Here is a 13,391-nt window from a genome sequence, read left to right on the forward strand (position 1 = left end):
CCCCCGGGGTACAGGTGGACAGCTTCACCTCGCGCGACGCGCGTCGCCCACCGTCATGAGGGCGGAGTTTGTCGGCCGCCCCGGTCTCGTCAGGTATCGCTCTCCTGATCCCGTGCCCGCCGGGAGGTGAGCGCGAGCGCCGCCAGAGGTAGCCCTCCGAGAAGCAGCACCGAGGCTCCGATGAGTGGGCGGGGGGCTAGGTCGGAGAGTGCCGACCATCCTGCGAGCGCGCTCACGACGGCAGCCCACGAGGCAACCACGTAGCGGTTTTTCCGGACGAGCAGGAGATTCACACCCCGATCGGCCGGCGCAGTATCTGTTTGTTCAGCGCTGCTGCTGCCCTCGGCTGCAGTCCACCCTTGAGGTCGAGAGTATCGCTGGGCGGTCACTCCGCTGAGTATCAACATCGCACCAAACGACAACAGGACTTCTGGAAGGTGTCCGACGGCTTCTGGGATGGCAATTAGCAGGACCCCTCCGACCGTGGTCGAGGCCGCTCCGACGGTAGCGCCCCTGAAACCCAGCCGCAGTCCCATGGCGCGCTTCTCGGCGCTGCTGCGTGGAGGCGTCCGACGCTCGATCCCCCAGGCAATGAGGGCGACCGGAAGGCCGCCAAGGAAGCACACGGCTGACGCGATCAGGAGGCGGTCGATGGCGGCGAGCACCATCGCGGCAGCAATCGTCCCCACCGTGACGACCCACAGGGCCACCGTGAGCTCACGCACAATAACGCGGTTGTTCATGGGCTCTCCAGGGATTTCGGGATCTGTAAGAACATAGTCCGCACACTAGATCGTGCATGACCGTTTTCCACGCTGGGCGCGGAAAACGGTCATGCCTTGAGTGGGTTAGGACGAGTTGGCTGCTAGCACTTGCTGCTCACCCAGGCGAAGAATACGGAAACGCCCATGCTGTAAATGAAGGCCATGGCGGCGGCGCCCGGTGCGCCTGCAGCAAATATTATTCCCACCGCAACTTGCCAAGCGTATTGATGGAGTACCCCAACGGCCCACACGAGAACCCAGCACGCAGCACCAGCGGCCATCGCTTGGTTCGAGGCGCCAGCGGTTGGATTCTCGACCACCGTCTCCGTGCCGGTGGGGTCGGTGATGGTTGTGGTACCCGCTTCGGTGTCGACGGACGCGGTGTAGACCTCGCCACCGACCACGTATTGGAAGTCGCCGTTGCTGAGGTCGGTGATGTCGAACGCATCACGGCTGATCTTGTCAACGTTGCTGTAAAAGTCTTCGCTGACGAGCTGGAGTTCGAGGCGCTGCCTGGGCGTGATGTCGGTGATGGCACCACCGGATCCTAGATGCACGACAGCGAAGTTATGCAGCAGTTCCGGGTCGACGGCGGGGTCCTCCAGTGCTGCACCGTAAGAGAGCACACCGCCTTGAAAGTGCGCGAGGAGCGCATCCGACTGCTCGTCCGCCGGTGCTGCGATCGACTGATCTTCTCCGGACCGAACCTCGGCCATGGTGACCGGCGGATAGGACTCGCTTGCGTTCGCTGTGGAGACCGGCATGACTGCCGCCATGATCGCCGCGACGACCGTAATGATCCCCGTGAGACATCCGGCTACCGTGTCACGCCGCAGACCCGGCGAGAGCCTCACTAGGGCAAGGAACGGCGTCCGGCGAACGCGGCGTGAGGATCAAGGCATGTCAATGTAGTTCGCCCGGGCGTTTGGCAGGCGCGGCAGTCCTAGGCGTCCGGTCGGCAGTGGTTCCCACAGTAAGGATTGCAGTATTTCTGGGTAGGCCAGGCACTGGTTCATCGTGAATCAGAGCTCCGGCAGGGGACGTAGGGCGCCTGTCGTTTTCCGGACAGGCGCCCTACGTCGTGTTCGTCGGCCGTCAGGTCAGCAGGCGCCCGCATCCTCCCAGGGGCCCCACGGCGCTCCCGGCTCCTGGTTGCGGGTCCACCACCGCGCCTCCCAGAGCCGGCCGTCGTGCGCTACCGTCTCGCCACCCGTGTAGATCCACGAGCTGGTCCAGGCCTGGTAGGTGTCCGACTCGCAGACGACCTCGGCGCCGATCTCGGCCCACGGGCCCCACGGCGAGGCGCTCGGGCGATCCCCCTTGCTCCACCACTGGGCCACGTACACCGCACCGTCGTACGAGGCCGACTCACCTGCCCGGTAGGTGGTGCGTGCCCCCCAGGCGGGCGCTGCCAGGCCGGTCACGGTGACGTCGGTCGACGCGACGACGGGCGCGGCGTACGGGTCGGACGTGACGTGCTCGGCGGAGTTGGTGTACGTGCCGGTGGTGGCGTCCTGATCCACCGTGACCTCGTACGACAGGGTTGCCGGCTCGACGTCGGGCGCCACGTAGTCGAAACAGATGGTGGCACCGTCAGCGAGGACGTCGGCAGGGCTGCCCGCATTCGTCACTGCGGTGCCGAGGGTCCCTCCCAGGTCCTCGACGCCGATCGTGGCGGACGCCGGAAGCGTGCCGATGTCGCCGTACTCGAACCGGATCTCCGGCCGTGAGTCACTGACGTCCTTGTAGATCCAGGCTTGGAAGGTGCCCACGGAGTTCGAGAGGTCGGCAGGGTCGCCGCCGTACGGGAAGGGGTCGTCCCACTGCGCCACGGCAACCTGTCCGCCCGAGGTAGCGAGCCGCACGCCGCGCCCGTTCTCCAGCGAGAGCTGATAGTCCGACCAGAGCGGCGCGATGACGCCGTTCGGGGCGGCGGTGGCCGGCAGCTCCTGGGGAGTCCATGGGTCCCCGCCGTACCCGCCGGTCACGGTGATCAGCCCGTCGTCGCCCACGGTGAGGCCGGGATAGGCGCTGCCGTAGTGCGTGAAGGGACCGATCTCGCTGAACGCGTCGATCGCGACGGTGTCACCGTCCAGAGCGGCGAATCCGATGCCCGCTGCTTCGAGGTCCACGAACCCCGCCGCCGCGGCACACTGCGGTTCCGTGTCGGGCGTCGACGCCTCGTAGGCGCCCGCCACGCCCACCGGGGTGGGCATGTCGACCTCCCACGTGATGGTCTGGCCGTCGACCACGCCACCGCCGGTCACCGACTCCGGGTCGATGCTCAGCCCCTCGGGCACGGTGTCCGTGACGGTGTAGGTGAGGTCCTCCGGCGTCACGTTGGGCTCGACGGTGAGGTCGTACCCGATCGTGTCGCCCACACCTGCGGACTCCACCGAAGCAGTCTTGGTCACGTCGTCGGCCACGCGGGACAGGCGGACGGGGATCTCCCCGATGTCGCCGGGGCTGTCCGGCGAGGTGCCGAGCACCGCGGTGCCGAAGAACAGGTCACCCTCTGCGGCGTCGGGCAGGTCCCAGTGCACGCGGACGTCGTACGGCTCGCCCGCCGGCACCTGGCCTTCCGGCCCGGCCACGCCCGCGTTGCCGAGATCCTCGGACGGGACCACTGCGGTCGCCAGCACATGCTCGTCTGGCTGGTCCTCGCTGCCGCCCCAGTTCTGGACCAGCACCCACCAGGTCCCGGCGTCCGGGTCGGGGACGTCGCAGGCCTCTGCCGAGGCCGACGTGGTGGAGGCGCACATCTGGGTCTCCGCGCTCGGCGTGTCCCCGGTGCCCACGAACATGTCGAGGTCCGGCGCCTCCGCCTCGGCGACCTCCGCCACGAGCCGCGCCGCGCCGTCGGGCACCTCCAGCGTGGTGACGTGCACCTGGCTCAGGTCGTCGAAGGCCGAGTCGTTGGTCGGGTCCTGGCTGAGCGAGCCCTCGTGGAGGTCGGCCTCGACCAGGCCACGCACCGAGCCGGTGAAGTCGGTGACCTCGATGGAGCTGATATCGGTCACGGCCTGCGAGCCGGCGTCGCGCCGGGTGGTGATCTCCACCTCGGCGGGCAGGATCGCCACAGCCGGGACGACGGCGACCGGCAGGGTCACCACCGGAACGTCCGGGTTGCTCGGCGTGAGCGTGATGCGCCCGAACAGCGTCTCGCCCTCCGGCGCGCCCACCACGTCGGCGGAGACGGCGAGGTCGAGGGAGTCACCCGGCGACACGGCGGCGTCGGCCAGGTCCACCGACACGGTCAGGCCCTCGTCGGAGTCGACCGACGCTGTCCACGTGACGTCTGCCGGGGCGGACGGCGGAACCTGTGCTGTGCGCTCCCACGAGCACGTGGCCAGGCACTGCGAGTCGGCGAAGGACGGCAGGTTGAGCGTCTTGGGGTCGCCGCCCGCCTCCGGGTCGGCGGCCAGGTAGTTGGCGTGGGTCTCGTCGAACAGCAGGCCCGCCTGCGCGGCGAGCCCGATGTCCATGTGGCCGCTGCCCTGCTCGTACGGGGTGGCGGGGGAGCCGTCGAAGTCCACCACGCTGGTGCGCGCCGTGGTCATGAGCGCCGACTGCTGCTGCGCCGGGCTCCAGTCGGGGCGGGCCTGCGTGAGCAGGGCTCCGGCGCCGGCCACGTGCGGGCTCGACATCGACGTGCCCGAGATGATGCCGTACTCGACGTGGTCGTACGCGCCGTCGGCCACGCCGTACGCGGCGAGGATGTCGACGCCGGGGGCGGTGATGGACGGCACGATCGTGTCGACGGCCCGGTTCGGGCCGCGCGAGGAGAAGCTGGACATCGTGTCGCCGAGGGCGTCGTCCTGCGTGAACGTGGTGCCGGAGATCGCGGCGGTGTGCCCGGAGCCCTCGGCCAGCCAGGCCCGCAGCGTCTCGCCGTCGGCGAACCCGACGGCGACGCCCGGGACGACGAACGCGTCGCCGAGCAGGGAGCCGGCGTTGGCCTCGTCGTTCGTCAGCACGAAGCCGGTGGCGCCCTGTGCCGCCACGTTGGCCGACTTCTCCACGCGGCCGTTGCCGCCGCGGGCGCAGACCACGATCTTGTCGGCGTAGTCCGCTTCATGGCCCGTCGTCGTGGTGCACTGCGGGTCGCCCAGGGCGCCCGCGTCGACAATCCCGGTGGCCGGCAGGGGGCCCGTCAGAGACTTCCCGGTGAGGTCGCCGAGGTCGCCGCCGTCGCTGGTCAGGTTCGTGAGGGAGTTCACGGCGTGCCGGTTGTGCGTCGAGGCGCCGACCGACGTGATCCACGGCGCGTCGGAGGGGGAGCCGGTCGTGGCGAACCCGGGACCGTCGTTGCCGTTCGAGGTCGCCACGAAGATGCCCGCCGCGCGCGCGTTGAGGAACCCGAGCGCGTCGAAGTCGTTCCACAGGTCCGATGGCGAGGACGAGCCGATCGAGTAGTTGATGACGTCGACGCCGTCGGCGATGGCCTGGTCGATCGAGGCGGTCAGGCCCGCGGAGGTGCAGCAGCCGCGGTAGCTGATCACGTTCGCGTGCGGGGCCACACCCGAGATGTCGAACGTCGGCGGGTTCGTGCCCTCAGGGGCGGTGGGCGTCACGTCGTCGACGACGTTGCCGCCGGACGTCGAGGCGGTGTGCGAGCCGTGCCCGTCCTCGTCCAGGGCGCTCCGGTCGTCGGCGGTGAGGAACCCGTAGGCGCCGATCAGCTTGCCGTTGCACGGGAAGTCGGGGTCGTACTGGTCGGTGTTCGCCGGGTCGCACGCGCCCAGGTAGTTGCCGGCGCCGAGCGGGTTGGTGTGCGTGTAGCCGTCGTCGCCGGTCTCGGCGAACGACGGGCTGCTCGGGTGGATACCGGTGTCGATGGTGCCGATGACGACACCCTCGCCCTGGTAGTCCTCGGGCAGGCCCAGCTCCTCGACGGCGTTCCACAGCGCGTCCGCGTTGCTCCAGACCGGGCCGGAGTCGGTGTGCAGCTCGTGCTCCTTGTCGAGCGCGATGTGCTCGACGGCCGGGTCCTTGGCGACCTCGGCCGCCTCTTTCGGGGTGAGGACGGCGGAGACACCGTTGACGGCGTACTGGTACGTGAACGGCACCTCGACGTCGTGCCCTACCGTGCGCTCCATGCGGGTGACGAAGTCGCCCTGCTCCGCCTCGAGGAACTCGGTGTACTCACGGACGCGGGGAGCCGACGGGTCGAGCGTCCGGCCGGACCGGGGCGCGGTCGCGTCCAGGCCGGCGACGCCGCCGTCGTAGGTGGGTACCGCGGCGTCGGCCAGCCGGATCAGGTAGGTGCGTTCCGCCTTCCCGCGTCCGAGCGCCAGCTTCTGCATGGCCGGCGTGCGCTCGACGCCGGGCTGTGGCGTGGTCTCGGCCGGTACGAGGTTCTCGGCGAGGGCGTCCCGCGGATCGACCTTGTCCGCTGCGGGTGGGGCGGCGGGCACGGCGACGGCCGCCGGCGTGGCTAACGTCGCTAATGCCGTGACGGCCGCTATGACGAGCATGGACGTTCTGGACCGGTGAGACATCTACGGCTCCCTCGATACGGCAGCGATGGAACGAGCTCCAGCAGTGCTCGCTATTCCTTCGCAGGTCAGGAGTCCGTGTCAATGATTCCGCACAGGATTCACCCGCTCCCGGCTCCGCGGCGGTGCCCTGATCCGGCCCTCGCCGTCTTGCCCGGCCACCAACCCCCTTCGAGGCCTAAGCTTCTTCGCTTTGGGACCCGCCAGAGCGAAGAAACTTAGGCCTCGAAGGAGATCGGAGCAGCCGGGACAGCAGGAGTCAGTGGAAGCGGCCCCGCACCGCCTCGCCGTGCGCGGGCAGGTCCTCGTCGTTGGCGATGGCGACGATGCGGTCGGCAAGCTCCTCGAGGGCGTCCCGCGTGTACTCGACCTGCTGCACCGACTTCAGGAAGCTGTGCACGCCCAGGCCGCTCGCGAAGTGCGCGGTGCCTCCGGTGGGCAGCACGTGGTTGGACCCGGCCATGTAGTCGCCCAGCGACACCGGCGACCACGGGCCGACGAAGATCGCGCCGGCGCTGTGCACACGCGAGGCGACCCTGGCGGCGTCGGCCGTCTGGACCTCGAGGTGCTCCGCGCCGTAGGCGTTGACGACGGCCACGCCGGCGTCGATGTCGTCCACCAGGACGATCGCGGACTGCGGGCCCTCCAGGGCGCGCGCCACGCGCGTGGAGTGCTTGGTGGCGGACGCCAGGTCCTGGGCCCGGGCCTCGACCGCTGCTGCCAGCTCGACCGAGTCGGTGACCAGCACGGACGCCGCCATCGGGTCGTGCTCGGCCTGGCTGATCAGGTCGAGGGCCACGTGCCCGGCGTCGGCGGTGGCGTCGGCGAGGACGGCGATCTCGGTGGGGCCGGCCTCCGCGTCGATCCCGACGATCCCCCGCACCAGCCGCTTCGCCGCGGCGACGTACACGTTGCCCGGTCCGGTGATGACGTCGACGGGCTCGCACAGCGTCTCGCCGTCCTGCGGCTCGGTGCCCGCGGCCCCGTAGGCGAACATCGCCACCGCCTGCGCGCCACCCACGGCGTAGACCTCGCCCACGCCGAGCAGCGCGCACGCCGCGAGGATCGTCGGGTGCGGCAGCCCGCCGTTGTCCTTCTGCGGCGGGGACGTCACCGCGAGACCGGGCACGCCCGCCTCCTGCGCCGCGACGACGCTCATCACGACCGACGACGGGTACACCGCGAGCCCACCGGGCACGTACAGGCCCACCCGCTGGACGGGGATCCAGCGCTGCCGCACGACGGCGCCAGGTGCGACGTCGGTCACGTGGTCGGCGGGGAGCTGTTCGGCGTGCACCCGGCGGACGCGGCGGATCGACTCCTCGAGGGCACGGCGCACCAGCGGTGTGAGGCTGTCGAGGGCGTCGGTCAGGGCCGTGGCGGGAACACGCAGGTGCTCGGGCGCTATCCCGTCCAACCGCAGCGATATCTCGCGCAGCGCGGCCGCGCCGCCCTCGCGCACCTGGCGCAGCAGCGGCTCGACCACATGGACGGCCTCGTCCACTCCGACCTCGGCACGGGGTAGGACGTCGAGGAGGGCGCGGCGCCCGAGTGACTGGCCGCGCAGGTCGATGCGTTGGATCACCCTGCCAGTCTATGGCGGCAGTCGGGAGACAATGCAGTGGTGTCCAACTCTGCCTTCGAATCCGAGTCTGTTCCCGAGGTCCCGATCCGGGACGACGTCATCCGGCTGGGCCAGTTCCTCAAGCTCGCCGACCTCGCCGAGGACGGCGCGCAGGCCCGCGACCTCATCGCCGACGGCGAGGTGCGCGTCAACGGCGAGGTCGAGCAGCGCCGGGGCCGCCAGCTGGTCCGCGGCGACGTGGTGAGCGTCCTGATGCCCGCCGGAGAGCAGACGGCCCAGGTCGGCTGACCGTCAGGACGCCATATAGGTCGAGGCCATCACCTTGTCGACCGTCACGCGCAGCACCACGCGCTCCGGGTTCGGCTCCAGCTGGCGGTAGCGGCGCGCGTACCGCTCGACGGCGCCGGCGACCTCTGCCTCGTCCGTGCTGACGGCGATGGTGCCCTCGAGCGTGATCCAGCGGCCGCCCAACACCTGGCAGAGAGCGGCACGCGGAGCGCCGCCGTCGGGTGCGGGCACCGCGTTGCGCGCCTTGTACGAGGTGCGGTTCGTGGTGATCCGCGCGACTCCGGCGTCGGCGTCCCAGGTGAAGGCGACCGGGACCACGTGCGGCGTCCCGTCGGGACGCAGGGTGCTGAGGGTCGCGAGGTGGCGCTCGGTGACGAAGACGAGCTGCTCGGGGTTGAGTCGGATCACCCCGCGAGTCTAGGTGTGGGTTCCCCGTATTCCCCGCCGCACGGCATTTGGCTAGCGTTCCTGACAAATGCCCGTGTCCCCGAAGGAGTGGTCATGAGACGGCGTACCTCGTTCCTGGCGGCCGGAGTCGCCGCCCTGCTCGTCACCGGACCGGCGATCCCCGCCGTCGTCGCGTACTCCGGCCCCGTCGCCCAGGCGGCCGCCGACTGCGCCGCTCCGACGTGGGCCGAGGGCAGCACCTATGCCGCCGGCGACCGCGTGACCCACCTGGGCCGCGGCTACACCGCACTCGTTGGGCACACGGCGCACGTGGGCGCCGGCTGGACGCCGGACGCCACGCCGAGCCTGTGGACCGACGACGGCGCGTGCGCCACCGAGCCGGACCCGAACCCCACGGACCCGACGCCGGACCCCGAGCCGGATCCCACGGACCCGACGCCTGACCCTGAGCCCACGCCGACCGACTGCAGCCAGCGGCCGCGCCCGTCGGGCAAGGTGCTGCAGGGCTACTGGGAGAACTGGGACGGCGCGAGCAACGGCGTGCACCCAGGGATGGGCTGGATCCCGATCACGGACGCACGGATCACGCAGCACGGCTACAACGTGGCGACGCTGGCGTTCCCCGTGATCCTGCCGGACGGCACGGTCCTGTGGGAGGACGGCATGGACTCCGGCGTGCAGGTGCCGTCACCGGAGGAGATGTGCGCCGCGAAGGAGAGCGGCCTGACGATCCTGATGTCGATCGGCGGGGCGACGGCGGGGATCGACCTGTCCTCGCAGGCGGTGGCGGACCGGTTCGTCGAGACCATCGTGCCGATCCTGCGGGAGCACAACTTCGACGGGATCGACATCGACATCGAGACGGGCCTGACGGGCAGCGGCTCGATCACGCAGCCGTCGACGTCGCAGGCCAACCTGATCCGGATCATCGACGGGGTGCTCGCAGGCATGCCCGCGGGGTTCGGGCTGACCATGGCGCCCGAGACGGCGTACGTCACCGGCGGCAGCGTCGTCTACGGCTCGATCTGGGGCTCGTACCTGCCCATCATCAAGAAGTACGCCGACAACGGCCGGCTCTGGTGGCTCAACATGCAGTACTACAACGGGAGCATGTACGACTGCTCCGGCAACTCCTACGCCGCGGGCACCGTCGAAGGGTTCCGGGCGCAGACAGACTGCCTCGACGACGGGCTCGTCATCCAGGGCACCACGATCCGGGTGCCCTACGAGAAGCAGGTGCCGGGCTTGCCGGCCCAGGTGGGCGCGGGCGGCGGGTACATGGCGCCGTCGCTCGTGTCGCAGGCGTACGGGTCGTACGACGGGGCGCTCAAGGGCCTCATGACCTGGTCCATCAACTGGGACGGGTCCCGCGGCTGGACCTTCGGCGACAACGTGAAGGCACTGCAGGGGCGGTAGCGATGGCGGGGAGGGCCGAGCCTCAGCCCTCCCCGGAGTTCCCGGGGCTGACGACGGGCAGGACGCGTCGCGGTGCCCTGCGGGCCAGGTGTCAGCCGCCCGCGCCGGGAGTGCGCACCACGGCGTACTGGTAGCGGTGGCCGCTGTCCGGCCTGCTCGGCCGTGTCCACCAGGACTCGACCTCGCCGCGCTCGCCGAGGCGCTCGTGGACCATCGGGTCGGTGCGGCGGTGAAAGTAGCGCGGTGGCCCGTAGTCCTGGTCGGGCTCGGCCAGGGCGCCGACGGTCAGCTCCTGCGCGCCCCACATCCCTACGGCGAACACCCCTCCGGGCACGAGCACGCGCGTGATCTCGGCCAGCGCAGTGTCCAGCTCGGCGTCGTCGAGATGCATCAGCGTGCTCATGGACCATGCGGCGTCGAAGGTGTGGTCGTCGAACGGGAGGCCGGTCGCTGACGCGACCCGCGCGTCCAGACCCGCCGCCCGGGCGACCTCGATCATGCCGGGGGAGAGGTCCGTCCCCGTGTACTCGAAGCCTGCCGCGACGATCGCCTCGCCGTCGAGGCCCGGGCCGCAGCCGATCTCCAGCACGGTGTGCCGTCGCTCGTCGGCGAGCAGGGCGAGGAACTCCTCCCGTGCGGCCGTGCGCCATGGCGGGATCGGCCGGCGGGCGCGGTCCGCGGCCTCTGCGTCGTAGTAGGCCAGGAAGTCCGCGCGGCGCGCTTCCTGGTCCGCCTGCGGATCGGGCGCGTTCGTGGTGGAGGTCACGGGCTGAGATTCTAGGGATCTCCGGCGCGAATCTGTGGATAACTCGCTCGCGGTGTCGGTGGCGCCTTCTAGGATCGATGACGTGACCAAGGACCCCTTCGCAGATCTGCCCTTCAACGTGGAGGAGCCGCCGGACGACGCAGCGTTCCTGACCGAGGTCGGTGATCCGGCGCCCCCGCCCTCCGCCCGGAACACGCCCGAGGCGCAGGCCGCCAAGCTCCAGATGCTGCGTGGCCTGCTGGACGAGGGGGCCGCGACCATCCCCGCACCGCCGGCCCCGGAGCTCGCGTCCGCACCGGATCTGGCACCGGACGCACCCGTCGCGCAGGCTGCACCCGTCGCGCAGGCCGCGCCCGTCGCGCCGCCCGTCACGCCCGAGCCGGTCGAGCGGCCGGTCACGGTCGCCACGCCAGGCGCCTCGCTGCGGGAAGAGGCAGAGAGCGCGCTGCGCGAGCTGGTCGGCCGCGACGACGCCCGGCTGCGCGACGACCAGTGGACGGCGATCGAGGCGCTGGCCGCGTTCCGCCGCCGGGCGCTGGTGGTGCAGCGCACCGGGTGGGGCAAGTCGGCCGTGTACTTCGTCGCGACCAGGCTCCTGCGCGCCCGTGGCGCGGGGCCGACGGTGATCGTGTCGCCGCTGCTGGCTCTCATGCGCGACCAGATCTCGGCGGCCTCGCGTGCGGGCATCCGCGCCGTGACCATCAACTCGGCCAACATGACCGAGTGGGAGGAGGTGCACGCGTCCATAGCGCGCGGTGAGGTCGACGTGCTGCTGTGCTCGCCGGAGCGCCTGAACAACCCCGCCTTCCGGGACGAGGTGCTTCCGCGCCTGGCCGCCGACGCAGGGCTCGTGGTCATCGACGAGGCGCACTGCATCTCCGACTGGGGCCATGACTTCCGGCCCGACTACCGGCGTATCCGCACGCTCCTGGCAGACCTGCCCACCGGCATCCCCGTGCTCGCCACGACGGCCACCGCGAACGAGCGCGTCACGCAGGACGTGGCCGAGCAGCTCGCGGTGCACGCGGACGGCGCGAGCCACGAGGACGTGCTGGTGCTGCGCGGCGGACTCGACCGCGAGTCGCTGCACCTGGCCGTGCTGGAGCTCGGCGACCAGCCCACGCGCGTGGCGTGGCTGGCCGAGGCCCTGCAGGACATCGAGGGCTCCGGCATCGTCTACTGCCTCACCGTGTCGGCGGCGGAGCAGGTCGCCGAGCAGTTGCGCGGCTACGGCCTCGGGGTCGCCGCGTACACCGGCCGGACCGAGCCTGCGCAGCGCGAGCAGCTGGAGGCCGACCTCAAGAACAACGATGTCAAGGCGCTGATCGCGACGTCGGCGCTGGGCATGGGCTTCGACAAGCCGGACCTGGCGTTCGTCGTGCACCTGGGCGCGCCGTCCTCGCCGATCGCGTACTACCAGCAGGTGGGCCGTGCCGGCCGTGGTGTCGACCAGGCGCTGGTGGTGCTGCTCCCGGGTGTCGAGGACAAGGCGATCTGGGACTGGTTCGGCGAGCAGGCGTTCCCTGCCGAGGGGCAGGTTCGGGCAACGCTCGACGCCCTGCGCGACGGCGGCACCATGTCGACGGCGGTGCTGGAGACGCAGGTGGACCTGCGCCGGTCCCGCCTGGAGACCATGCTCAAGGTGCTCGACGTCGACGGGGCTGTCCGGAGGGTGCGCGGCGGCTGGGAGTCCACGGGACAGGCGTGGTCGTACGACGCCGAGCGGTACGCCCGGGTCGCCGCCAACCGCGCCGCGGAGCAGCAGTCGATGGTGGACTACGTGGGCACCCAGGGCTGCCGCATGGCGTACCTGCGCGCCCAGCTCGACGACCCGGAGCTGACGCCGGGCTGGCAGTGCGGGCGGTGCGACCGGTGCAGCGCGGTGGACCTGCCCGAGGCGCCGGACACCGAGGCGGTCGCCGCGGCCCGCGCCGAGATGGACCGCCCGGGCGTCGAGGTCGAGACCCGCAAGATGTGGCCGACCGGGCTGGCGTCCATCGGCCTGGACCTGAAGGGGAAGATCGCGCCGGCCGAGCTGGCCGAGCCGGGGCGGGCCGTCGCCCGGCTCGACGGCCTCGGCTGGTCCGGCCCGCTGCGCGAGCTGCTCGCCCCGACGGCGAGCGACGGCGAGCTTCCGGTACCGCTGCGCCGGGCCGCCGCGCGGGTGCTCGACGAGTGGAGCGCGCTCCGCCCGGTCGTCGTGCCCGCAGGGGCCGAGGCCGACGACGGTGAGCCCGGCACGGGCGCCCCGGAGCCCGGCCCGCTGGTGATCGAGGCCGTCGTGGCGGTCCGGTCCATCAAGCGGCCGCAGCTGTCGTACCACCTGGCCACCGGGCTGGCGAAGTACCTCGGCGTACCGATGATCGGCGCGATCGGTCCGGTAGCGGGGCAGGAGGAGCCGGGCCGCCACGACGTGAACTCCGCCATGCGGCTCGCCGGGGTGGCCCGTCGGTTGCAGCTGCAGCTCGGCGAGGGCGCGCTCCGGGGTCTGCCGGGCCGCACCGTCCTGCTCGTGGACGACTACACCGACTCCGGCTGGACGCTCACGGTCGCGGCCCGGCTGCTCCGCCAGGCCGGTGCGGCCGCCGTGTACCCGTTCGTGCTCGGTGTGCGGTGATCGTGCGGTGACGATGCCCACTCGCCCGGTGGGCGGACTCACACGAGGT

The 13,391-nt window shown here is 71.1% G+C and carries 9 protein-coding genes; 3 read left to right on the forward strand and 6 right to left on the reverse strand.

From position 1 onward, the window contains the following. Window positions 1-89: 89 nt before the first annotated feature. The 4 genes from APR04_RS15880 to hisD all read right to left on the reverse strand — a co-directional run bounded on the left by APR04_RS15880 (window position 90) and on the right by hisD (window position 7,847). On the reverse strand, window positions 90-743 hold the full coding sequence (locus APR04_RS15880) for a hypothetical protein (RefSeq protein WP_253871833.1): 654 nt from the start codon (window positions 741-743) through the stop codon (window positions 90-92). Between the two features lie 122 nt (window positions 744-865). Next, window positions 866-1,540 (reverse strand): hypothetical protein, encoded by a 675-nt coding sequence (locus APR04_RS15885; protein WP_253871834.1) that lies wholly within the window; start codon window positions 1,538-1,540, stop codon window positions 866-868. A gap of 324 nt (window positions 1,541-1,864) precedes the next feature. Continuing rightward, window positions 1,865-6,265 (reverse strand): S8 family serine peptidase, encoded by a 4,401-nt coding sequence (locus tag APR04_RS30585; protein WP_301312573.1) that lies wholly within the window; start codon window positions 6,263-6,265, stop codon window positions 1,865-1,867. 256 nt (window positions 6,266-6,521) lie between these two features. Beyond that, window positions 6,522-7,847, reverse strand: a complete 1,326-nt coding sequence (gene hisD, locus APR04_RS15900; protein WP_253871835.1) for a histidinol dehydrogenase — start codon at window positions 7,845-7,847, stop codon at window positions 6,522-6,524. 39 nt (window positions 7,848-7,886) lie between these two features. On the opposite strand from hisD, the gene APR04_RS15905 reads away from it, so the two are divergent. Next, on the forward strand, window positions 7,887-8,135 hold the full coding sequence (locus APR04_RS15905; RefSeq protein ID WP_372496117.1) for an RNA-binding S4 domain-containing protein: 249 nt from the start codon (window positions 7,887-7,889) through the stop codon (window positions 8,133-8,135). 3 nt (window positions 8,136-8,138) lie between these two features. Here APR04_RS15905 and APR04_RS15910 read toward each other — a convergent pair whose 3' ends face one another. After that, entirely contained in the window at window positions 8,139-8,543 is a 405-nt protein-coding gene (locus APR04_RS15910) for a pyridoxamine 5'-phosphate oxidase family protein (protein WP_253871837.1), read from the reverse strand. 93 nt (window positions 8,544-8,636) lie between these two features. Here APR04_RS15910 and APR04_RS15915 point away from each other — a divergent pair, with 93 nt between their 5' ends. Continuing rightward, the gene (locus APR04_RS15915; protein WP_253871839.1) at window positions 8,637-9,959 is read left to right on the forward strand and encodes a carbohydrate-binding protein; all 1,323 of its coding nucleotides are present in this window, start codon (window positions 8,637-8,639) and stop codon (window positions 9,957-9,959) included. Between the two features lie 91 nt (window positions 9,960-10,050). Here APR04_RS15915 and APR04_RS15920 read toward each other — a convergent pair whose 3' ends face one another. Continuing rightward, window positions 10,051-10,725, reverse strand: coding sequence for a class I SAM-dependent methyltransferase (locus APR04_RS15920; RefSeq protein WP_253871841.1), 675 nt, complete (start codon window positions 10,723-10,725; stop codon window positions 10,051-10,053). A gap of 82 nt (window positions 10,726-10,807) precedes the next feature. Between APR04_RS15920 and APR04_RS15925 the strand changes: the two genes are divergently transcribed. After that, window positions 10,808-13,342: a RecQ family ATP-dependent DNA helicase gene (locus APR04_RS15925; RefSeq protein WP_253871842.1), complete on the forward strand. Its 2,535-nt coding sequence runs from the start codon at window positions 10,808-10,810 to the stop codon at window positions 13,340-13,342. Window positions 13,343-13,391: the final 49 nt, after the last annotated feature.

Source organism: Promicromonospora umidemergens (genome assembly GCF_024171995.1).
GTDB classification, from domain to species: domain Bacteria; phylum Actinomycetota; class Actinomycetes; order Actinomycetales; family Cellulomonadaceae; genus Promicromonospora; species Promicromonospora umidemergens.